This is a genomic window from Thermomonas sp. LB-4 (assembly GCF_036409385.1).
Classification (GTDB): domain Bacteria; phylum Pseudomonadota; class Gammaproteobacteria; order Xanthomonadales; family Xanthomonadaceae; genus Thermomonas.
In genome coordinates, this window is sequence record NZ_JAXOFT010000001.1 from 16,312 (window position 1) to 39,547 (window position 23,236).

16 protein-coding genes are annotated in these 23,236 nt (G+C 68.8%); 13 read left to right on the top strand and 3 right to left on the bottom strand.

Annotated elements, in window-relative coordinates; translation table 11 throughout:
• Positions 1-108: 108 nt before the first annotated feature.
• The 5 genes from SPK54_RS00100 to SPK54_RS00120 all read left to right on the top strand — a co-directional run bounded on the left by SPK54_RS00100 (position 109) and on the right by SPK54_RS00120 (position 4,173).
• Positions 109-1,020, top strand: coding sequence for an FKBP-type peptidyl-prolyl cis-trans isomerase (locus SPK54_RS00100; RefSeq protein ID WP_330945917.1), 912 nt, complete (start codon positions 109-111; stop codon positions 1,018-1,020).
• A 69-nt stretch (positions 1,021-1,089) separates the two neighbouring features.
• Entirely contained in the window at positions 1,090-1,866 is a 777-nt protein-coding gene (locus SPK54_RS00105; protein ID WP_330945918.1) for an FKBP-type peptidyl-prolyl cis-trans isomerase, read from the top strand.
• Positions 1,867-1,934: 68 nt separating this feature from the next.
• Positions 1,935-3,293: a UDP-glucose/GDP-mannose dehydrogenase family protein gene (locus SPK54_RS00110; RefSeq protein WP_330945919.1), complete on the top strand. Its 1,359-nt coding sequence runs from the start codon at positions 1,935-1,937 to the stop codon at positions 3,291-3,293.
• Entirely contained in the window at positions 3,290-3,517 is a 228-nt protein-coding gene (locus tag SPK54_RS00115) for a SlyX family protein (RefSeq protein ID WP_190280881.1), read from the top strand. Before SPK54_RS00110 ends, SPK54_RS00115 begins: the two co-directional genes overlap by 4 nt.
• A 14-nt stretch (positions 3,518-3,531) precedes the next feature.
• A complete protein-coding gene (locus SPK54_RS00120) occupies positions 3,532-4,173 on the top strand; it encodes a DUF2058 family protein (RefSeq protein ID WP_330945920.1) in 642 nt (213 codons plus the stop codon).
• Between the two features lie 24 nt (positions 4,174-4,197).
• Here the strand turns inward: SPK54_RS00120 and metH are convergent, their stop codons facing one another.
• The 3 genes from metH to SPK54_RS00135 all read right to left on the bottom strand — a co-directional run bounded on the left by metH (position 4,198) and on the right by SPK54_RS00135 (position 9,145).
• The gene (gene metH / locus SPK54_RS00125; protein ID WP_330945921.1) at positions 4,198-6,888 is read right to left on the bottom strand and encodes a methionine synthase; all 2,691 of its coding nucleotides are present in this window, start codon (positions 6,886-6,888) and stop codon (positions 4,198-4,200) included.
• A complete protein-coding gene (locus tag SPK54_RS00130; protein ID WP_330945922.1) occupies positions 6,885-7,994 on the bottom strand; it encodes a homocysteine S-methyltransferase family protein in 1,110 nt (369 codons plus the stop codon). The genes metH and SPK54_RS00130 overlap by 4 nt, the downstream gene beginning before the upstream one ends.
• A gap of 221 nt (positions 7,995-8,215) precedes the next feature.
• Positions 8,216-9,145 (bottom strand): metalloregulator ArsR/SmtB family transcription factor, encoded by a 930-nt coding sequence (locus tag SPK54_RS00135; RefSeq protein ID WP_330945923.1) that lies wholly within the window; start codon positions 9,143-9,145, stop codon positions 8,216-8,218.
• A 261-nt stretch (positions 9,146-9,406) separates the two neighbouring features.
• On the opposite strand from SPK54_RS00135, the gene SPK54_RS00140 reads away from it, so the two are divergent.
• The 8 genes from SPK54_RS00140 to SPK54_RS00175 all read left to right on the top strand — a co-directional run bounded on the left by SPK54_RS00140 (position 9,407) and on the right by SPK54_RS00175 (position 23,063).
• Positions 9,407-10,555 carry an acyl-CoA dehydrogenase family protein gene (locus SPK54_RS00140; RefSeq protein WP_330945924.1) on the top strand — a complete coding sequence of 383 codons (1,149 nt, stop codon included), beginning with the start codon at positions 9,407-9,409 and terminating at the stop codon, positions 10,553-10,555.
• Between the two features lie 66 nt (positions 10,556-10,621).
• The gene (locus SPK54_RS00145; RefSeq protein WP_330945925.1) at positions 10,622-15,535 is read left to right on the top strand and encodes an NAD-glutamate dehydrogenase domain-containing protein; all 4,914 of its coding nucleotides are present in this window, start codon (positions 10,622-10,624) and stop codon (positions 15,533-15,535) included.
• Positions 15,536-15,670: 135 nt separating this feature from the next.
• Positions 15,671-16,441, top strand: a complete 771-nt coding sequence (locus SPK54_RS00150) for an NAD kinase (protein ID WP_330945926.1) — start codon at positions 15,671-15,673, stop codon at positions 16,439-16,441.
• A 46-nt stretch (positions 16,442-16,487) separates the two neighbouring features.
• Positions 16,488-19,142 (top strand): EAL domain-containing protein, encoded by a 2,655-nt coding sequence (locus SPK54_RS00155; protein WP_330945927.1) that lies wholly within the window; start codon positions 16,488-16,490, stop codon positions 19,140-19,142.
• Positions 19,135-20,064 (top strand): 5'-nucleotidase, encoded by a 930-nt coding sequence (locus SPK54_RS00160; protein ID WP_330945928.1) that lies wholly within the window; start codon positions 19,135-19,137, stop codon positions 20,062-20,064. The genes SPK54_RS00155 and SPK54_RS00160 overlap by 8 nt, the downstream gene beginning before the upstream one ends.
• A 164-nt stretch (positions 20,065-20,228) precedes the next feature.
• Complete coding sequence (locus tag SPK54_RS00165) at positions 20,229-20,630, top strand: MarR family EPS-associated transcriptional regulator (protein WP_330945929.1); 402 nt, start codon at positions 20,229-20,231, stop codon at positions 20,628-20,630.
• Entirely contained in the window at positions 20,627-21,991 is a 1,365-nt protein-coding gene (locus tag SPK54_RS00170; RefSeq protein ID WP_330945930.1) for a nucleotide sugar dehydrogenase, read from the top strand. Before SPK54_RS00165 ends, SPK54_RS00170 begins: the two co-directional genes overlap by 4 nt.
• 61 nt (positions 21,992-22,052) lie before the next feature.
• A complete protein-coding gene (locus tag SPK54_RS00175) occupies positions 22,053-23,063 on the top strand; it encodes an NAD-dependent epimerase (protein WP_330945931.1) in 1,011 nt (336 codons plus the stop codon).
• The last annotated feature ends 173 nt before the right edge of the window (positions 23,064-23,236 follow it).

The window sequence follows — 23,236 nt, forward strand, 5'->3', positions numbered from 1 at the left end:
TTCCCCGATCCGGCCGCAGGATTGCCGGTTACCGCGGTGCAAACGACAATAGGGTGGTCATGCGCCTGCACGCGGCTTCTCGCAGCAGGTCAACAGGAGAGGGTCACGATGAAGTTTTCCCTGCGCGCGCTGGGCGCGCTGCTGGTCGCCATGCTGGCGGCCGCACCGGCGTTGGCCCAGGACGGCGCCCCGCTGAGCGAGCGCGACAAGGTTGGCTACATGCTGGGCCAGGACGTTGCGCGCGCCATCGGGCCGGGCCTGCCTGACCTGGACCTGGCCACCTTCCGGCAGGCCATCGAGCTGGTCTTGGCCGGCGGCCAGCCCACGCTGGACGCCGAAGAGGCCAAGCGCCTGTCGGAGGCGCTGATGCTCAACATCGGCGCGCGCAAGGCCGGCAAGCCGCTGGTGTCGCTGGATCGCGCCAAGGCGGGGACGCTGGCCGGCACCAACATCGGCCAGGGCCTGGCCGTTTTCCGCGGCGAGTTCGACATGCCGATGTTCATGCGGGGCCTGAAGGATGGCGCCGACCCGGCCGCCAAGCCGGCCCTGGACGAGGCGCAGATCGGCCAGGTCCGCAGCGCGCTCTCCGCGCGACTGGGCGCCGCCCGCGAGGCCGAGCGCAAGGCGCAGGGCGAGGCCGCGCTGAAGCAGGAGCAGGAATTCCTGGCCAAGAACAAGCAGGTCAAGGGCGTCTTCACCACGCCTACCGGGCTGCAGTACAGGGTGCTCAAGCAGGGCGACGGCGTGCGCCCCAAGCCCGGCCAGCGCGTCCGCGTCCATTACACCGGCACGCTGCTGGACGGCACCAAGTTCGACAGCTCCATCGACCGCGGCGAGCCGGCCGTGTTCGGCCTCGACCAGGTCATCAAGGGCTGGACCGAAGGCGTCGGCATGATGCCGGTGGGCGCCAAGTATCGCCTCTGGGTCCCGGCCGCACTGGGTTACGGTGACCGCGGTGCCGGTACCATCCCGCCCAATTCCACCCTGGTGTTCGACGTGGAACTGCTGGGCGTCGAATGAGTCCAAGCTGATCGTGTTCCCACCGGCGCCCGTCGCCATCCCCTTTTCGCATCCCGGAGTTCCCTGCAGATGAAGCCGCTCGTCCGTTCCACCGCCATTGCCGTCGCCACGCTGCTGGCGCTGTCCGCCTGCAAGGGCGAGAACAAGCCCGTCGAGGTTTCCTCCAGCAAGGCCGAAGCCGACAAGGCCGCGACCGACAAGACCGGCTACCCGGGCCTGCCGACCGAGAAGGAGCAGGTCAGCTACACCATCGGCATGGCGATGGGCAAGCAGCTTTCCGAGATCAAGGACGAGGTCAACGTCGATACCGTGGTCAAGGCGCTGCGCACCCAGATGGACGGCGGCAAGGCGCTGGTCACCGACGAGCAGGCGCAGCAGATCATGCAGGCGTTCGGCCAGAAGATGCAGGCCAAGCAGATCGCCAAGATGATGGAGGAGGGCAAGGCCAACCTCGAGAAGGGCGAGAAGTTCCTGGCCGAGAACGGCAAGAAGCAGGGCGTGGTCACCACCGCGTCGGGCCTGCAGTACCAGGTCGTCACCGAAGGCAAGGGCGCCAAGCCCGGCGCCAGCGACGGCGTGAAGGTGAACTACAAGGGCACTCTGCTGGACGGCACCGAGTTCGACAGCTCCTACAAGCGCGGCGAGCCGGCGGTGCTGCCGCTGCAGGGCGTGATCCCGGGCTGGGCCGAAGGCCTGCAGCTGATGCCGGTGGGCGCCAAGTACAAGTTCTGGATCCCGTCCAAGCTGGCTTACGGCGAGCAGGCGCCGCCGATGATCGGCCCGAACCAGATGCTGGAGTTCGAGGTCGAGCTGCTGGAGATCGTCAAGGCGCCGTCCGGCAACTAACCGAAGCCGAACACCGGGGGACGTATCCTTGCGATGCGTCCCCTTTCTTTTGCCCACGGATACCGCGCATGCGCGTCTGCATTTTCGGCACCGGCTACGTCGGCCTGGTGACCGGCACCTGCCTGGCCGAGGTCGGCCACGACGTGGTCTGCGTCGATGTCGACGCGGCCAAGGTGGAAGGCCTGAATAACGGCGTCGTGCCGATCTACGAGCCGGGCCTGACCCCGATGGTGAAGGCCAACCACGCCGCCGGGCGGCTGCGCTTCACCACCGACGCCGGGGCCGGCATCGCCCATGGTGACGTGCTGTTCATCGCGGTCGGCACGCCGCCGGACGAGGACGGCAGCGCCGACCTGCAGTACGTGCGTGAAGTGGCGCGCACCATCGGCCGCCACATCGCGCGGCCGGTGGTGGTGGTGGACAAGTCCACCGTGCCGGTCGGCACCGCCGACAAGGTGCGCGCCACCATCGACGCCGAGCTGGCCGTGCGCGGCGCCGACATCGGCTTCGACGTGGTGTCCAACCCCGAGTTCCTGAAGGAGGGCGCGGCGGTCGAGGACTGCATGCGCCCGGACCGCATCGTCATCGGCACCTCCAGCGCGGCCGCGCTGGACACGCTGCGGCGCCTGTACGCCCCGTTCAACCGCAACCACGAGCGCATCGTGGCGATGGACGTGCGCTCCGCCGAGCTGACCAAGTACGCGGCCAACGCCATGCTGGCGACCAAGATCAGCTTCATGAACGAGATCGCCAACATCGCCGAGCAGGTGGGCGCGGACGTGGAGATGGTGCGCAAGGGCATCGGCTCCGATCCGCGCATCGGCTGGCATTTCATCTATCCGGGCGCCGGTTACGGCGGCTCGTGCTTTCCCAAGGACGTGCAGGCGCTGGCGCGCACGGCCGCGCAGCATGGCGTGCAGCCACGGTTGCTGGAGGCGGTGGAGGCGGTCAACGCTGCGCAGAAGGGCCACCTGTTCGAGCTGATGCAGCGCCATTACGACGTGGGCGAAGACGAAGGCCTGCGCGGCAGGACCATCGCGGTGTGGGGGCTGGCGTTCAAGCCGAACACCGACGACATGCGCGAAGCCTCCAGCCGCCGCCTGCTGCAGCAGCTGTGGGATGCCGGCGCGACGGTGCGCGCGTTCGATCCCGAGGCGATGGCCGAGACCCGGCGGATCTTCGGCGAGCGCGACGACCTGGTGCTGTGCGACTCCGCCGCCGCCGCGCTGGAAGGCGCCGACGCGCTGGCGGTGGTCACCGAATGGAAGCAGTTCCGCAGCCCCGATTTCGCCAGGCTGAAAGAGGCGCTGGCCGACGCGGTGCTGTTCGACGGCCGCAACCTGTACGAACCCGCCGAAGTGGAAGCCGCCGGCATCGCCTACTACGGCATCGGCCGCGGACGCTCGCTGCGCAAGGAAGAGGCATGACCGATCTCGAACAACGCCTGGTCGACCTGGAAACCCGGCTGGCCTTCCAGGAACAGGCGCTGCTGGAACTCAGCGACGCGCTGGCCGCCGCCCGCAGCGAGGAGGCCGGCAACGCGCTGCGCCTGCATCGCGCGCTGGAAGAATTGCGACAATTGCGCAGCGCGATGGCCGCCAGCCCGGTCACCGGCGATGCCGCCAGCGAACCACCCCCACCGCATTACTGAGCGCCGCGACCGACATGAGCAATTCCCTTCGCGACCAGCTGCTGGGCCTGGGCTTCCAGGACGCCCCCAAGCCCGCCCCGCGCCCGAAGCAGGAGCACCGCAGGCCGCAGGCCGGGCAGGGCGGCAAGCCCACGCACGCCGGCCGGCCGGCCCATGCCGGCAAACCCGCGCATGCCGGCAAGCCACCGCAGCGCCCGCACAAGCCGCCGCATCCGAAGGGAGCGCGGCGCGAGGACATCGACCTGGCCAAGGCCTACGCGATCCGCGCGCAGAAGGAAAAGGACGAACGCATCGAGGCCGAACGGCTCAAGCAGGAAGAAGCGCGCCTGCGTCGCGAGGCCAAGGCGAGGCTGGAGGCCTTCGTCAAGGACAAGGCGCTGAACGCCGCCGAGGCCGAGCACGTCCGCCACTTCGAGTACGGCGGCAAGATCAAGCGCGTGCACGTCACCGCCGAGCAGCTGAAGGCGCTCAACGCCGGCGAGCTGGGCGTGGTGCAGGTGAACGGTCGCTACCTGCTGGTGGATGCCGCGACGCTGGCTGAAGCCGAGGCGATCTTTGCCCCGGCCGTTGCGCTGAAGGTCGATCCGGATGCGCCCGCAGAGGACGACCCGTACTCCGATCCGCAATACCAGGTGCCAGACGACCTGGTCTGGTGACTCGACTCCGCCCCCGATTGCCGCTCAATCCGGGTCGTAGTCCAGGTTGAACGACAGCCAGCGTTCGGCCTGCGCCAGCTCCACGCCCTTGCGCCGGGCGTAGTCGACGACCTGTTCCTTCGTGACCCGCCCGACCACGAAATACTTGCTGTCGGGATGGCTGAAATACAGCCCTGAGACGCTGGCCGCCGGGTACATCGCGAAATGGTCGGTCAGCTCCACGCCGGCATTGGCGGTGGCGCCCAGCAGGTCGAACAGCACCCGCTTTTCGCTGTGCTCCGGGCAGGCCGGGTAGCCGGGGGCGGGGCGGATGCCGCGATACGCCTCGGCAATCAGGGCATCGTTGTCCAACGCCTCGTCCTGCGCATAGCCCCAGAACTCCTTGCGCACGCGCTGGTGCAGCCGTTCGGCGAAGGCTTCGGCCAGGCGGTCGGCCAGCGCCTTGAGCAGGATCGCGCTGTAGTCGTCGTGGTCGGCGCGGAAGCGCTCCAGGTGCGGCTCGATGCCCAGCCCCGCGGTGACCGCGAACGCGCCGATCCAGTCCTGCCTGCCGCTGTCCTTCGGCGCGATGTAATCGGCCAGGCACAGGTTGGGGCGCTCCACCGGCTTGTCGGCCTGCTGGCGCAGGAAGCGGAACCAGCGCTCCTCGCCGTCCACCTGCAGCGCCACGTCGTCGCCGACGCTGTTGGCCGGCCAGAAGCCGCAGACGGCCTTGGCGGTCAGCCATTTCCCGTCGACGATCTTCCGCAGCATCGCGCGCGCATCGCGGTACAGCTCGCTGGCCTGCGCGCCCACCACTTCGTCGGTGAGGATCGCCGGGTACTTGCCGGCCAGCTCCCAGGCGTTGAAGAACGGCGACCAGTCGATGCAGCCCACCAGCTCGGTCAGTGGATAGTCGTCGAACACGTGCAGCCCCGGCTGCTTCGGCGCGGGCGGCGTGTAGGAACTCCAGTCGAACTTGAACGACTGCGCGCGCGCCTTCTCCAGCGGCACCAGCCGCTTGCCGTCGCCGCGGTTGCGGTGGCGCTGGCGGACGTCGGCGTAGTCGTTGGCGGCGGCCTGCACGAAGTCGCCGCGCAGCTCCGGGCTCATCAGCGACTGCGCCACGCCGACCGCGCGCGAGGCGTCCTTCACCCAGATGGTGGGCGACTTGTAGTGCGGGTCGATCTTCAGCGCGGTGTGCGCGCGCGAGGTGGTGGCACCGCCGATCAGCAGCGGCATGGTGAAGCCCTGCCGCTGCATCTCCTTCGCCACGTGGCTCATCTCCTCCAGCGACGGCGTGATCAGGCCGGACACGCCGATCATGTCGGCGTTCTCGGCGATTGCGGTATCCAGGATCTTCTGCGCCGGCACCATCACCCCGAGGTCGATGACCTCGAAGTTGTTGCAGGCCAGCACCACCCCGACGATGTTCTTGCCGATGTCGTGCACGTCGCCCTTGACCGTGGCAATCACGATCTTGCCGTTGCTCTTGCCGACATCGCCGGTGCGCAGCTTCTCGGCCTCGATGAAGGGCAGCAGGTGCGCCACCGCCTTCTTCATCACCCGGGCCGACTTCACCACCTGCGGCAGGAACATCTTGCCGGCACCGAACAGGTCGCCGACCACGTTCATGCCGTCCATCAGCGGCCCTTCGATCACGTCCAGCGGCCGCGTGGCCTGCTGGCGCGCTTCCTCGGTGTCCTCCACCACGTACTGGTCGATGCCGTTCACCAGCGCGTGCGACAGCCGCGCGGCCACCGGCTGTTCGCGCCAGCGCAGGTCTTCGACCTTCTTCTCGCCCTTGCGCTTCTTGTAGTTGTCGGCGATCTCCAGCAGCCGCTCGGTGGCATCGTCGCGGCGGTTCAGCACCACGTCCTCGACGCGCTCGCGCAGCAGCGGGTCCAGCTGGTCGTACAGCGGCAGCGCGCCGGCGTTGACGATGCCCATGTCCATGCCGGCGCGGATCGCGTGGTACAGGAACACCACGTGGATCGCCTGCCGCACCGGCTCGTTGCCGCGGAAGCTGAAGCTGACGTTGGAGACGCCGCCGGAGATGTGGCTGTGCGGGAAGCGCTTGCGCAGTTCGCGCGCGGCTTCGATGAAGTCCACCGCGTAGTTGTTGTGCTCCTCGATGCCGGTGGCGATGGCGAAGCAGTTGGGGTCGAAGATGATGTCCTCGGGCGGGAACCCGATCTCCTCGGTCAGCAGTTTGTAGGCGCGCGCGCTGATCTCCACCTTGCGCTGCGCGGTGTCGGCCTGGCCCACTTCGTCGAACGCCATCACCACCACCGCCGCGCCGTAGCGCCGCACCAGCCGCGCCTGGCGTAGGAACTCGGCCTCGCCCTCCTTCATCGAGATCGAGTTGACGATGCCCTTGCCCTGCAGGCACTTCAGCCCGGCCTCGATCACCGACCACTTCGAGCTGTCCACCATCACCGGCACCTTGGCGATGTCGGGCTCTGCGGCGATCAGGTTGAGGTATTCCACCATCGCCTTCTCGGAGTCGAGCAGGCCTTCGTCCATGTTGACGTCGATGACCTGCGCGCCGTTCTCCACCTGCTGGCGGGCGACCACCACCGCCTCGTCCAGCCGCCCCTCGAGGATCAGCTTCTTGAACTGCGCGCTGCCGGTGACGTTGGTGCGCTCGCCGACGTTGATGAAATTGGATTCCGGCGTGATGACCAGCGGTTCCAGACCGGACAGGCGGGTGAAGCGGGGCAGGGACGTGCTCATGCCGCCTGCTCCCGAGCACCGACCACCGGCACCTCGCGCGGCGGCAGCCCGCGCACGGCCGCGGCGATCGCGGCGATGTGGTCCGGCGTGGTGCCGCAGCAACCGCCCACCAGGTTGATCAGGCCGCTTTGCGCGAATTCGCGCAGGATCGCGGCCATGTCTTCCGGCGTTTCGTCGTAGCCGCCGAAGGCGTTGGGCAGGCCGGCGTTCGGGTGGCAGCTGACGTGGGTGTCGGCCACGGTGGCCAGCACGTCCACGTGCTGGCGCAGGTCCTTGGCGCCCAGCGCGCAGTTCAGCCCGATCGCCAGCGGCCGGGCGTGGCGCAGCGAATACCAGAACGCCTCGGCGGTCTGGCCCGACAGGGTGCGGCCGGAAGCGTCGGTGATGGTGCCGGAGATCATCACCGGCAACCGCGCGCCGGTTTCCTCGAACACGTCGTCGATGGCGAACAGCGCGGCCTTGGCATTGAGCGTGTCGAACACGGTTTCCACCATCAGCACGTCGGCGCCGCCTTCGATCAGGCCGCGCGCGGCCTCGCGGTAGGCCTCGGCCAGCTCGTCGAAGCTGATCGCGCGGAAACCCGGCCGGTTCACGTCCGGCGACAGCGAAGCGGTGCGGCTGGTGGGGCCCAGCACGCCGATCACGAAGCGCGGCTGCGACGGGTCGGCGGCCTCGATGGCATCGCACTCGGCGCGGGCCAGGCGCGCGCCTTCGCGGTTGAGCTCGCGCACCAGGTGCTGCAGGCGGTAGTCGGCCAGCGAGATGCTGGTGGAGTTGAAGGTATTGGTCTCGACCAGGTCCGCGCCGGCCTCGAGGTACTGGCGATGGATGCCGCGGATGATGTCGGGCCGGGTCAGCGACAGCAGGTCGTTGTTGCCGCGCTGGTCGTGGGATTCGCAGCCGCAGCCGGGGCCGTGGGCGTGGCCACCGGGCGCGAACAGGGCGTCATAGCCGCTGGCGAAGCGCTCGCCCCGATAGTCGGCCTCCTGCAGCTCGTGGCGCTGGATCATGGTGCCCATCGCGCCGTCGATGACCAGGATGCGGCGCGCAAGCGCAGCCTGCAGCGCTTCGGCGCGGGCGGGGGTTTTCCACGGGAGTTGCGTCATGTCCTGCTCCTGTTCGTCATTCCCGCGCAGGCGGGAATCGCACTTGCCCCCGCCCGTCACTGCCATGACAGCGGGAATTGTTCTTGCCCCCGCCCGTCACTGCTGAAAGCGGGAATCGCTCTTGCCCTAGCCCGTCATTCCCGCGAAAGCGGGAATCGCTCTTGCGTCTGGTGCAGCCATTCGACTGCCAGAAGCGGCGCGGGAATGACGGCGATGCTGGGTCACGGCTTCACGCCGGTCAGCGAGATCACTTCGAAATGCGGCGGCCGGCGTTCGCGCGTCACGGTTTCGCAGTTGGCGATGCTCAGCCCGGCCTTCTCGGCGAACTTGCGCAGCTCCTTGCCGGTGAAGCCCAGGTTCACGTGGCCGTAGGCTTCCACGACGCTGCGGTGTTCGTGGCGGGCCAGGCTGGACAGCAGCAGGCGGCCGCCGGGCTTCAGCACGCGCGCCGCTTCCGCCACCGCCTGCGCGGGGCGCGCGGCATAGGTCAGCGCGTGCATCAGCACCACCAGGTCGAAGCTGGCATCGGCGAACGGCAACGCGTGCATGTCGCCCTCGCGCACCTCCACGTTCTCGAAGCGGCGCAGGCGCTCGCTGGCGGCGGCCACCACGCGCTGGCTGGAGTCGATGCAGACGTAGCGGTCGGCGTGCGGGGACAGCAGCTCCGCCAGCACGCCGTCGCCGGAGGCGATGTCCAGCACGTCGCCCGGCCACAGCAGCGGCAGCGCGGTGCGCGCGAGTGCTTCCCAGGTGCGGCCCGGCGAGTAGTGGCGCTCCATGTCGCCGGCCACGCTGTCGGCCCAGTTCTGGTCGGCGGCGCGCATCGCCAGCACGCCGGGCACCCGTTCGGCGTCCTGGCGCAGCAGCGGGTCGTCGCTGCCGGTGCGGATCGACTGCCACAGCATCCGCTGCGCCGGCTCGATGGCGGCATCGTCGAAGCGGTAGTAGGCCGACACGCCGGCGCGGCGGTCGCGCACCAGCCCGGCCTCCTTGAGCTTGGCCAGGTGGGTGGACACCCGCGGCTGCGCCAGCTGGGTGATCGCCGACAGCTCGGCCACGGTGAGCTCCTCGCCTTCCAGCAGCGCCAGCAGGCGCACGCGGGTGGCGTCGGCGAACACCTTCAGGTGCGCGGACCAGCCTTCCAGATCCATATATATCTTTCCATCGCGATTCAAAGATAATTCTCTCGCGATGTCGCTGCGCGGTCAAGCCGCGCGCGCGGCCGGCGCCGCCTGCGCGCGCCGGGCTGGCGATCCGTCGTCGCGGCAGCGTGGAAAGCGCAGTTTACGCGCCCGCGCATGGGCATTTCGGGCGCGGTCATCGGCGAAGCGTCGGGGCCGCGCGCGCCCGCTACGGTTCTGCGCGCCGCGGGGATACAATGCCGCATCTTCGAATGACGCTAAGGGGCGGTTGTGGATTTCGGATTCAGCGACGAACAGCTGATGCTGCAGGACGTGGCGCGCCGCATCGCCCGCGAGAAGATCGCCCCCAGCGCCGAGCATCACGACCGCACCGGCGAGTTCCCGCTCGAGAACATCCGCGCCCTGGGCGAGAACGGCCTGATGGGCATCGAGGTGCCGGCCGAGTACGGCGGCGCCGGCATGGATCCGGTGGCCTACGTGCTGGCGATGGTCGAGATCGCCGCGGCCGACGCCGCCCACAGCACGATCATGTCGGTGAACAACTCGCTGTTCTGCAACGGCATCCTGACCTTCGGCAGCGAGGCGCAGAAGCAGAAGTACGTGCGCGAGATCGCCGAGGGCCGCGAGATCGGCGCTTTCGCGCTGACCGAACCGCAGTCCGGTTCCGACGCCACCGCGATGCGCTGCCGCGCCGTGAAGCGGGACGACGGCAGCTACGTGGTCAACGGCAAGAAGAGCTGGATCACCTCCGGCCCGGTGGCGAAGTACATCGTGCTGTTCGCCATGACCGCGCCGGAGAAGGGCGCGCGCGGCATCACCGCGTTCATGATCGACACCACCCGCGAAGGCTTCCACCGCGGCAAGACCGAACCCAAGCTGGGCATCCGCGCTTCCGCCACCTGCGAGATCGAGTTCACCGAGTACGTGGTGCAGGCCGACGAAGTGCTGGGCGAGGAAGGGCAGGGCTTCAAGATCGCCATGGGCGTGCTGGACGCCGGCCGCATCGGCATCGCCAGCCAGGCCATCGGCCTGGCGCGCGCCGCCTATGAGGCGACGCTGGAATACGTCAAGGAGCGCAAGGCCTTCGGCCAGCCGATCGGCACATTCCAGATGACCCAGGCCAAGATCGCCGACATGAAGTGCAAGCTGGACGCGGCGCTGCTGCTGACGCTGCGCGCGGCGTGGCTGAAGGGCCAGGGCCAGCGCTTCACGACTGAAGCGTCGGTGGCCAAGCTGACCGCGTCGGAAGCGGCCATGTGGATCACCCACCAGGCGCTGCAGATCCACGGCGGCATGGGTTATTCCAAGGAGATGCCGATCGAGCGTTTCTTCCGCGACGCCAAGATCACCGAAATCTACGAAGGCACCAGCGAGATCCAGCGGTTGGTCATCGCCCGCGGCGAAACCGGCCTGCGATAAACGACAACGACACCAAGACGGCCGCGCCCCCTGCGCGGCCGTTTCCCTTTGGAGGCTGTGAAGCAGATGAAAAAGTCAGTCGAAACCGGCACCAGCGTCGACCTCAAACCCATCCTCGATGCGCTGGCCAAGCGCGTGGGCAAGGCCGGCCTGGCGCAGGCGCAGGCGTTCGCCGCCGCCTTCTACCGGCGCATGGATGCCGACGAGCTCGCCAGCCGCGATGCGTCCGGCTGGGCCGAGCTGGCCGCCGACATGCTGGAGTTCGCGCGCACCCGCAAGCGCGGCAAGGCCAACGTGCGGCTGAGCAACCCGGCCGGTTCCACCCATACCCTGGTGCAGATCGTCAACGACGACATGCCGTTCCTGGTGGACTCGGTGACCATGGCGCTGGCCGATGCCGGGATCGGCGTGCACGTGCTGGGCCATCCGGTGCTCCGCATGAACCGCGACAAGGCCGGCAAGCTGGTCGGCGTGGGCGAGGGCGCGGCCGAATCGCTGATGCACCTGGAGATCGACCGCCAGCCGCAGGCGGCGATGGCTGCCGTGAAGGCGCGCATCGTGCAGGTGCTGGACGACGTGCGCGCGATCGTCGCCGACTGGGAGCCGATGCGCGACCGCATGCGCCAGGTCGCCGACGAGCTGGCCACCCGCAAGCTGCCGGTGGGCGATGCCGGCCGCCAGGAGGCGCAGGCGTTCCTGCGCTGGGCCGCCGACAACCACTTCACCTTCTTCGGCTACCGCGAATACAAGGTCGGCAAGCAGGGCAAGGAAGACATGCTGTCGGCGGTGCCGGGCAGCGGCCTGGGCCTGCTGCGCGGCGAGGAGAGCGGCGCGCGTCCGCTGAAGTCGCTGGCCGCGCACGCGCTGCCGCAGTCCGGCGCGGTCGATGCGCTGATCCTGACCAAGACCAATGCGCGCGCCACCGTGCACCGCCCCGGCTACATGGACTACATCGGCGTGCTGGGCTTCGACGCCAAGGGCCGCGCGGTCAGCGAGCAGCGCTTCGTCGGCCTGTATACCTCCAGCGCCTACACCCGTCGCCCGTGGGACATCCCGCTGGTGCGCGAGCGCCACGACTACGTGATGGACAAGTCCGGGCTGGACCCCAGCAGCCACAGCGGCAAGGCGCTGCGCCACATCCTGGAAACCCTGCCGCGCGACGAGCTGTTCCAGGCCGGCGAGGAAGAACTGTTCCGCACCTGCATGGGCATCCTGGGCCTGCAGGAGCGCGTGCGCAGCAAGCTGTTCCTGCGCCGCGACCGCTATGGCCGCTACTACTCCGCACTGGCCTACGTGCCGCGCGACCGCATGAGCACGCAGGTGCGCCACCGCATCGAGGCGATGCTGCGCGAGGCGCTGGGCGGCGAGCGCGTGGACACCAACGTGCAGATCGGTGATTCGCCGCTGGCGCAGCTGCACATCATCGTGCGCCCCAGCGCCAACGCCGCCACCGCCGAAGTGGACCTGCCGGCGCTGGAGGCCAAGCTGGCAGAGATCGTGCGCGACTGGCGCGACGACCTGCGCGAACGGCTGGTGGCCCGCCACGGCGAAGAGGCCGGGCTCAAGCTGGCCGCCCGCTTCGGCAGCGCGCTGCCGGCCGGCTACATCGAGGAGGTCAGCCCGGAGGCCGCGGCCGACGACGTCGAGCATCTGGCCGCGCTGGGCGGCGACGACGACCTGCGCCTGCAGCTGTGCCGTTCGCAGCGCGGCAGCCTGCGCTTCAAGCTGTACCGCCCGCTGCGCGACATCCCGCTGTCGGACGCGCTGCCGATGATGGAGAACATGGGCCTGCGCGTCATCACCGAGCATCCCTACAAGGTCGATGTCGAAGGCCGCCTGGTCTGGATCCAGGACTTCGAGGTTGAATCCCAGCAGGGCGAGCTTGACGTCGACGCGCTGGACGAGAGCTTCGAGGAAGCCTTCGCGCGGATCTGGCGCGGCGACGCCGAGAACGACGGCTTCAACCGGCTGGTGCTGGCCGCGGGCCTGTCGTGGAAGCAGGTCGCGATGTTGCGCGCCTATTGCAAGTACCTGCTGCAGGTCGGCGTGCCGTTCTCGCAGAGCTACATGGAAGCCACCCTTGCCCGCTACCCGCTGCTGGCGCGGCTGCTGGTGGAGCTGTTCGAAGCTCGCTTCGACCCGGCCACCGGCAAGGAGAGCGCGGCCCAGGTGCAGCAGGGGATGGAGCGCTTCGGCGGCCAGCTGAAGGTGCTGGCCGCCGGCGATGCCGCTGCCCAGAACGCGCTGAAGGCGCTGGTCAAGGCGCGCGAAGGCAACCGCGAGGCGCAGATCCAGGCCGCCCGCGGCACCCTGCTGGGCCTGCTGGACCGCGTCGCCAGCCTCGACGAGGACCGCATCCTGCGCAGCTTCATCGGCGTGATCGATGCAACCCTGCGCACCAACTATTACGTCCAGTACGCGGACGGCCTGCGCAAGGACGGCGGTCCGGCCGACTACCTGGCGTTCAAGTTCGACACCGCCCGGGTGCCGGACCTGCCCAAGCCGCGTCCGTTCCGCGAGATCTGGGTGTGCGGCCCGCGCGTGGAGGGCACCCACCTGCGCTATGGCCCGGTGGCGCGCGGCGGCCTGCGCTGGTCGGATCGCCGCGAGGACTTCCGCACCGAAGTGCTGGGCCTGGTGAAGGCGCAGATGGTGAAGAACACGGTGATCGTGCCGGTGGGCAGCAAGGGCGGCTTCTACGCCAAGCAGCTGCCGAACCCGGCGGTGGACCGCGACGCGTGGATGGCCGAAGGCATCGCCTGCTACAAGCGCTTCATCAACGGCCTGCTGGACATCACCGACAACCTCAGCGTGGACGGCAAGGTGCTGCCGCCGGCGGGCGTGGTGCGCCACGACGGCGACGACCCGTACCTGGTGGTGGCGGCCGACAAGGGCACCGCCAGCTTCTCCGACATCGCCAACGGCATCGCCCAGGCGCACGGCTTCTGGCTGGACGACGCGTTCGCTTCCGGCGGCAGCGCCGGCTACAGCCACAAGGGCATGGGCATCACCGCGCGCGGCGCCTGGGAGTCGGTCAAGCACCACTTCCGCGCGCTCGGCCGCGACTGCCAGAAGCAGGACTTCACCTGCGTGGGCATCGGCGACATGTCGGGCGACGTGTTCGGCAACGGCATGCTGCTGAGCAAGCACATCCGCCTGGTCTGCGCGTTCGACCACCGCCACATCTTCCTGGACCCGAACCCGGATGCGGCCAGCTCGTTCAAGGAGCGCCAGCGCCTGTTCGACCTGCCGCGCTCCAGCTGGGCGGACTACGACGCCAAGCTGATCAGCAAGGGCGGCGGCATCCACCCGCGTTCGGCCAAGTCGATCGAGATCACCCCGCAGGTGCGCGAGGCGCTGGGCATCGACGCCGGCGTCAAGTCGATGACCCCGAACGAGCTGATGCACGCGGCGCTGCGCGCGCCGGTGGACCTGCTGTGGAACGGCGGCATCGGCACCTACGTCAAGGCCTCCACCGAGAGCAATGCCGACGTCGGCGACCGCGCCAACAACGGCCTGCGCGTCAACGGCGGCGACCTGCGCTGCAAGATCGTCGGCGAGGGCGGCAACCTCGGCATGACCCAGCTGGGCCGCATCGAGGCGGCGCAGGCGGGCGTGCTGCTGAACACCGACTTCATCGACAACTCCGCCGGCGTGGACACCTCGGACCACGAGGTGAACATCAAGATCCTGCTCACCGGCGAAGTGCAGAAGAAGCGCCTGAAGCTGGCCGAGCGCAACAAGCTGCTGGCGGCGATGACCGACGAGGTCGCGCAGCTGGTGCTGAATGACAACTACCGCCAGAACCAGGCGCTGAGCCTGATGGAGCGGATGAGCGCCACCCGCCTGGGCTCGAAGATGCACTTCATCAGCACGCTGGAATCGCAGGGCCTGCTGGACCGCCAGATCGAGTTCCTGCCCACCGATGCGCAGATCGCCGAGCGCAAGCTGCGCGGCCAGGGCCTGACCCGTCCGGAGCTGTCGATCCTGCTGTCCTACGCCAAGCTGGTGGCCTACCCGCAGCTGCTGGAATCGGACGTGCCGGAAGACCCGTACCTGTCCAAGGAGCTGGTGCGCTACTTCCCCGAGCCGCTGCAGAAGAAGTACGCCAAGGCGATGGAGGACCACCGCCTGAAGCGCGAGATCATCGCCACCGCGGTCACCAACTCCACCATCAACCGGATGGGCGCCACCTTCCTGATGCGCATGCAGGAAGACAGCGGCCGCAGCATCGGAGAGATCGCCCGCGCCTTCACCATCACCCGCGAAACGCTGGACGCGCGCGAGCTGTGGGCGCAGATCGACGCGCTGGACGGCAAGGTGGGCGAGGGCGTGCAGGTCGATGCCCTGCAGGTGATCTGGGAACTGCAGCGCGGCTTCACCCGCTGGCTGCTGTCGCGCCCCGGCGCGGTGCCGGCCATCGCCACCGCGGTGGAGCGCTACCACGACGGCTTCCGCGATATCCGCGCCGGCGAGGGCATCCTGCCGCCGTCGCAGCGCCCGCAGTACGAAGCCAGCCGCAAGCAGTGGCGCGAGAAGGGCCTGCCGGCCGCGCTGGCCGACCAGCTGGCCGCGCTGCCGTACCTGGAGTCGAGCGCCGACATCATCGAGCTGGCGCGCGAGCGCAAGCTGCGCCCGATCGAGGTGGCCAAGGTCTACTTCCGCCTGGCCGATGCGCTGCACGCGCCGTGGCTGCGCGAGCAGATCGAGGCGCTGAAGGTGGAGGGCCGCTGGCACGCGGTTGCCCGCGGGGTGCTGCGCGACGAGCTGTTCGCCCAGCTACGCGCGCTCACGGCGCAGGTGCTGGCGATGTCGGGCAAGGAGGCGGATGCCAAGGTGCAGGCATGGCTGACCCGCGACGACTCGTCGCTGCGCTTCACCCTGGCCATGCTGACCGAGCTGGCCGCACAGAAGGCGCTGGACTATCCCACCGCGTCGGTGGCGGTGCAGCGCGTGGCGCAGCTGGCGCAGCGCGGCTGATCTTCTCCATCCGTTGTGCCTGGGATGGGCGCCCTGCAAGGGGCGCCCATCTTTTTTCCGGTGCCGCGGGCGGCAGTGCCGACGGGCCTGCCGATGGGGCGTCCGCGTCACGTGGGCTCTTGCTATCCTCGCCGCATGAACACGCCGCGCCTTGCCCTGCTTGCCAGCCCCGCCGACGAGGCGCGGGCCGCGCTCGCCATGCTGGAAGCAAGGCACGGCGTGCACACGCCGGAGCATGCCGACGTGATCGTGGCGCTGGGCGGCGACGGCTTCATGCTGCAGACCCTGCATCGCCACGGCGCGCTGGGCAAGCCGGTGTACGGCATGAAGCTGGGCACGGTGGGCTTCCTGATGAACCAGTACCGCGCCGAGGACGACCTGCTGGCGCGGATCAACGCCGCCGAGCCGGCGGTGCTGCATCCGCTGGAGATGCTGGCGCAGACCGAGTCCGGCGCCACGGTCGGTTCCCTGGCCTACAACGAGGTCTCGCTGCTGCGGCAGACCCGCCAGGCCGCGCACATCGGCATCGAGCTCAACGGCGAACTGCGCCTGGACGAGCTGATCTGCGACGGGGTGATGCTGGCCACGCCGGCCGGCAGCACCGCCTACAATTTTTCCGCGCACGGGCCGATACTGCCGCTGGGGGCCAACGTGATGGCGTTGACGCCGATCGCGCCGTTCCGGCCGCGGCGCTGGCGCGGCGCGGTGCTGAAGTCGGGCACCGAGGTGCGGTTCCGGGTGCGCGACCCGCACAAGCGCCCGGTCAGCGCCACCGCGGATTCGCACGAGGTGCGCGATGTCACCGAAGTGCTGGTGCGCGAGTCCAGCGACCGCAGCGTCACCCTGCTGTTCGACCCCGAACACAACCTGGAGGAAAGGATCCTGATCGAGCAGTTCGCCGCCTGATGTCCGTCCACTGCCTGGGGTGAAGATGCCGTTCGAGAGTCGAGACATGGCCGTATCCGCCGCCGCTTCCCCTTCCGGGCGGCGAGTGCCGGCATGGCTCTGGGCGCTGATCGCCTTTGCGCTGGGGATGGCCCTGACCCTGTGGCTGGCGAACGCCGAGAGGCACCGCAGCCGCAGCGAGGCGCGGCGCGCGTTCGTGCAGGAGACCCGCGGCGTGGCCGAGGCCATCCGCCTGCAGCTGGACCAGTGCGGGCATCTGATCCGCGCGTTCCAGTCGATCTTCATCGCCTCGCAGGAGGTGACCGAGATCGAATACATCCGCGCCTACGAGAACATGCAGTCCAACGGCGCCGCGCGCGTCAGCCTGCAGGCGCTGGCCTACGCCGAGCGCCGGCGCCAGGCCGACGGCGACCACTACGTGACCACCATGTTCGCGCCGCAATCCGGCAACCTTGCGATCCGCGGGCTCGACGTCAACAGCCAGCCCAGCAACCTGCAGGCGCTGGAGCGTTCGCGCGACAGCGACGAGCTGGCGATGTCGGCGCCGTTCGCGCTGCGCCAGAGCGGGCGCCAGAGCCTGGGCGACGGCTTCATCCTGCGCCTGCCGGTGTTCGCCTCCGGCACCCGGCCGGGCACCGTGCAGGCGCGTCGCGCCGCGATCATCGGCTCGGTCGGCGCGTCGTTCCGGATTTCCGACCTGATCGCCTCGGCGCTGCCGGAAGCCCCGCAGCAGCTCGCCGACGTGGTGGTCGAGGACATCAGCGACGGCACCCCCCGGCCGCTGTATTCGCAGGCGTTCGCCGGCCATGCGGTTGGGCCTTCGCAGTCTGAACATGCGGTGCCGCTGCAGTTCGGCGGGCGCACCTGGAAGGTCGTGGCCCGCGGCGTGGAGAGTCCGGAAGGCCGCAGCTGGCTGCTGGTGCTGTGGATCGGCGCGGCCATCAGCGCGCTGCTGGCCGCGCTGACCTGGTCGGTGGTGAGCACCCGCGAGCGGGCGATCGCGCTGGGCACCTCGATGGCGCGGCGCTTCCAGGCCAGCGAGGAGCGCTTCCGCAAGCTCAACGAACTGCTGCCCTGCCTGGTGCTGCTGGCGCGCGAGGACGACGGCACCATCGTCTATCGCAACGCCGCGGCGCGCGACCGCATGGCGCCGGATCCACAGACCGCCCGCCTGGCCAACGTGCTGGGCCACGACGTCATGGTGCGGCTGGCCAGCGCCGACGCCGACACGCTGCTGTCTGTGGATGCGCAGCTGCCGGGCGCCGACGGCGGCAGCTTTTGGGCCAGCCTGTGGCTGAGCACGATCGAGCTGGACGGCGCGCAGATGTGGCTGCTGGTGGCCAACGACATCTCCGAGCAGCGGCAGCTGACCGAACGGCTCAGCTACCAGGCCAGCCACGATTCGCTGACCCGGCTCTACAACCGCCGCGAATTCGAGGCGCGGGCGCAGTCGCTGTTGAACCAGCCGCGGCGGGGCGATGGCGCGCTGTTGTTCATCGACCTGGACCAGTTCAAGATCATCAACGACACCTCCGGCCACTGCGCGGGCGATGAGCTGCTGGTGCAGCTGGCTGCGGTGATGCGCGAGAAGCTGCGCCCCGACGACGTGCTGGGCCGGCTGGGTGGCGACGAGTTCGGCGTGCTGCTGCGCGGCGCGGCCACCGTCGAGTCGGCCTTGTTGGCGGCGGAGCGCCTGCGCACCAGCATCGAAGGCTTCATCTTCAGCTGGGAGCAGCGCAGCTACACCATCAGCGCCAGCATCGGCGTGGTGATGCTGGCGCACGCAACCACGCTGCGCGAACTGTTCGCGCATGCCGACGCCGCCTGCTACCTGGCCAAGGACGCGGGCCGCAACCGCGTCCACGTGTATGCCGAAGACGACACCGCGATCAGCAGCCGGCTGGGCGAGATGGAGTGGGCCAACCGCATCCGCGATGCGCTGCGCGACGGCCGGCTGCTGCTGGACTACCAGGAACTGCACCCGCTGCAGCCCGGCCACGCCGAGGGCGCGCACGTGGAACTGCTGCTGCGCCTGCGCGGCGAGGATGGCGGGGTGGTGCCGCCCGGCGCGTTCCTGCCGGCGGCGGAACGCTATGGCCTGATGCCGCTGATCGACCGCTGGGTGGTGGAAACCGCGCTGGGCAACCTCGACCGCATCCATCCGCACGGTAGCCGCCTGGCCACCTGCGCCATCAACCTGTCCGGCGGCAGCCTGGAGGACGACGGCCTGTTCGCCCGCATCGAACACCTGATCGAGCTGCACGGCATCGAACCGCGGCGGCTGGTGTTCGAAGTCACCGAAACGGTGGCGGTGCGCAACTTCATCGCCTCCAGGGCGCTGATCGCGCGGCTGCGGGCGCTGGGCTGCCGGGTGGCGCTGGACGATTTCGGCGCCGGCATGTCTTCGTTCGGCTACCTGAAGAACCTCGAGCTGGACATGCTGAAGATCGACGGCAGCTTCGTGCAGAACCTGGCCAGCGACCGCATGTCGCAGTCCATCGTCAAGGCGGTGACCGAGATCGGCCACCAGCAGGGACTGACCGTGGTGGCCGAGTGGGTGTCCTCGCGGGAGCTGCTGGATATCCTGGCGCCGATGAACGTGGACTACGCGCAGGGCTTCGCCATGCACAAGCCCGAACGCGCCCTGTTCCAACGCGATGTCGACCATGGCGATATCGACCAGGCCGATGTCGATGGCTGACCCGCACCCGCCATCGCCGGACCGCCTGCCGCCGCCGCTGGTGGTGGCCATCACCGCGCGGGCGCTGTTCCACATGGAAGACAGCCACGCGCTGTTCGAGCGCGAGGGCATCCTGGCGTTCGCCGAATTCCAGCGCCAGCGCGAGGACGACGTGCTGCCGCCCGGCATCGCCTTCCCGCTGGTGTGCAAGCTGCTGGCGCTGAACGAGGGGGCGCCGGCCGACGCGCCGCGGGTGGAGGTGATCCTGCTCTCGCGCAATTCCTCCGATACCGGCCTGCGCGTGTTCAATTCCATCCAACACTACGGGCTGGACATCCGCCGCGCCACCTTCACCGCCGGCGCGCCGGTGTGGCCCTACATCAAGCCGTTCGGCGCGCAGCTGTTCCTGTCGGCCAACCCAGAATCGGTGCGGCTGGCGCTGGAAGCCGGCGTGGCCGCGGCCACCATCCTGCCGGCCAAGGCCAGCGAGCCGCGCCAGCGCCAGCTGCGCATCGCCTTCGACGGCGACGCGGTGATCTTCGGCGACGAAAGCGAACGGGTCTCGCGCGAGCAGGGCGTGGAAGCGTTCGGCCGCCACGAGCGCGAACGCGCACGCGAACCGCTTTCCGGTGGCCCGTTCCGCGGCTTCCTGGCCGCGCTGCACGACCTGCAAGCGGCGTTCCCGCCCGGCGAAGCCGCGCCCATCCGCACCGCGCTGGTCACCGCGCGCTCGGCGCCCGCGCATGAACGGGTGATCCGCACCCTGCGCGAATGGGACGTGCGCCTGGACGAGGCGCTGTTCCTCGGCGGCCGCGACAAGGGCCCGTTCCTGGAAGCCTTCGGCGCCGACATCTTCTTCGACGATTCCCCGCACAACATCGATTCCGCCCGCCGCCACGTCGCCGCCGGCCACGTCCCGCACGGCGTGGCCAATACCCCGTAGGCGCGCACGGAACGGGCGCGAACGCGTTCGCGACACCATGGCAAACGCATCGCGCCCCTGTGCTGCACCCCTGCAGACGCCGCCCGCAGGCCCACCAAGCCGCAACCGCTTGCCTCTGCCGCCAATGCGCAGTAACGTCGGCCATCTGTTCATTGGATGAACGCATGCCGTCGATGCCGCACAACGCCGACGAACTGGACGTGGCCCTGCTGCGGCGCCTGGCGGAATCCCCGCAGGCCAGCCAGCGCGAACTGGCCCGGGACACCGGCGTTTCGCTGGGCAAGATCAACTACGCCCTGCGCGCCCTGATCGACAAGGGCTGGGTGAAAGCCGGCAACTTCAGCCGCAACCCGCACAAGCTGGGCTACGCCTACCTGCTGACCCCCAGCGGGCTGGAAGCCAAGCTCCAGCTCACCCGCAGGTTCCTAGCCCGCAAGATGGACGAGTACGACCGCCTGCGGCTGGAAATCCAGCACCTGCAAGACGAACTGGAGGCCGCGCCGGGAGAACCGCCGCGGTTGGCGCCTCCGCCCCCCCGCCAAACGCATCCGGAACCCAGGGAATGACGCAACGCAAGGACACCCGCATCGCCATCATCGGCCTCGGCTACGTGGGCCTGCCGCTGGCAATGGAATTCGGCAAGCAGTACGCCACCATCGGTTTCGACATCAACAGCGCCCGCATCGCCGAGCTGAAGCAGGGCAGGGACAGCACTCTGGAAGTGGAGCCGAAACTGCTGGCGCAGGCCACCCAGCTGCGTTTCAGCGACCAGCTGGACGATATCGCCGGCTGCAACGTCTACATCGTGACGGTGCCCACCCCCATCGACACCGCCAAGCGCCCGGACCTGACCCCGCTCATCAAGGCCAGCGAAGCCATCGGCAAGGTGCTCAAGCCCTTTGACACCGTGATCTACGAATCCACCGTCTACCCCGGCTGCACCGAAGAAGTCTGCGTCCCCATCCTCGAACGCGTCTCCGGCCTCACCTTCGAAGCCGCCGCCGGCGCCGCCAATGCCCACACCCCCGGCGCCAATGCCCCTGTAGGAGCGCACCGCAGGGGCGCGATCCCCGCCACCCCTACCTTCGCCATCGGCTACTCCCCCGAACGCATCAACCCCGGCGACAAAGCCCACCGCGTCACCAGCATCAAGAAGGTGACCTCCGGCTCAACCCCTGAAACCGCCGATTTCGTGGACGCCCTCTACGCCAGCATCATCACCGCCGGCACCCACAAAGCCCCCACCATCAAGGTGGCCGAAGCCGCCAAGGTCATCGAAAACACCCAGCGCGACCTCAACATCGCCCTGGTCAACGACCTGGCCATCCTGTTCAACAAACTCGGCATCGACACCCTGGACGTGCTGGAAGCCGCCGGCACCAAGTGGAACTTTCTGCCGTTCCGCCCCGGCCTGGTGGGCGGCCACTGCATCAGCGTGGACCCGTATTACCTCACCCACAAGGCCCAGGAAGTGGGCCACCACCCGCAGGTCATCCTGGCCGGCCGCCGCACCAACGACGGCATGGGCGCCTACGTGGCCGACCAGGTCATCAAGCTGATGGTGCGCAAGGGCATCAACCCGGTGAATGCCCGAATCCTGATCCTGGGCCTGGCCTTCAAGGAGAACTGCCCGGATCTGCGCAATACGCGGGTGGTGGATATCGTTGCCGCCTTGCAGGGCTACAACGCCCAGGTGGATGTGCATGACCCGTGGGTGGACGCGGACGAGGCCCGGTATGAATACGGCATCACGCCTGTCGAATCTCCAGCGGAGGGCGTCTATGACGCGGTGATTGTGGCTGTGGGTCACCAGCAATTCCACAACGCGGGTGCGAATAGCGTTCGCTTGTATGGGCGGGCCGCCGGTAGCGTAGTGTTCGACGTGAAATATGTGTTACCCCGCGAAGCGGTGGATGGACGGCTGTGATTTCAGAGTTTAGCCCGCAGGTCCTGACGCTCGGGGTTCGGTCCACTCCCTAGGAAATGCAATGAAGGTTCTTGTCACCGGCACCGCCGGTTTCATCGGCTCCCACGTGGCGCAGGTGCTGCTGGCGCGGGGCGACGAGGTAGTGGGGTTCGACAACCTCAACGACTACTACGACGTCAGCCTCAAGCAGGCGCGGCTGGCGCGGCTGCTGGACAAGCGGGGTTACACGCACATCGCCGGGGACTTGGCCGACCGCGCGGCGGTGGAGCAGGCGTTTGCGACACACAAGCCGCAGCGGGTGGTGAACCTGGCCGCGCAGGCGGGGGTGCGCTATGCGGCGGAGAACCCGCACGTGTACGTGCAGAGCAACGTCACCGGCTTCCTGCACATCCTCGAGGGTTGCCGCCATCACGGCGTGCAGCACCTGGTGTATGCGTCCACCAGTTCGGTGTATGGGGCGAATCGGGCGATGCCGTTTTCCGAGCACTCGCCGGCCGAGCATCCGCTGACGCTGTACGCGGCCACCAAGAAGGCCAACGAGCAGATGGCGCACAGCTACGCGCACCTGTACGGCATCCCCTGCACGGGGCTGCGCTTCTTCACCGTGTACGGCCCGTGGGGCCGGCCGGACATGGCGCTGTTCCTGTTCACCCGCGCGATCCTGGAGGGCAAGCCGATCAAGGTGTTCAACCACGGCCACCACAAGCGCAGCTTCACCTATGTGGACGACATCGTGGAGGGCGTGGTGCGCACGCTGGACCGGGTGCCGGGCAAGGACCCGGCTTGGACGGGCCAGCATCCGGACCCGGCCACCAGCGGGGTGGCGCCGTACCGCCTCTACAACATCGGCAACGAGCAGCCGGTGGAGCTGCTGCGCTACATCGAGGTGCTGGAGGAATGCCTGGGCCGCAAGGCGGTGATGGAGATGCTGCCGCTGCAAGCCGGCGACGTGCCCGACACCGAGGCCGACGTGTCCGACCTGATCGCCAACGTGGGCTACCGCCCGGTGGTGCCGGTGGAGGAGGGCGTGGCGAATTTCGCGCGCTGGTATCGGGGGTATTACGGGGTTTGAGGTTGCTGCTGGTTCTGGCGGGTTTCGCTGGGTTTCGCGACCAGGATGCCCGCGTCTCAACCCGCTGATCAGCGGACCCACGCCAGCATGTCCTCGATCACCACGTGTCGCAATGTGCGGATGCAGCGGGCCTCACCTGCAAGGGTGGGCCACAGGGCGGGGGTAATACGGAC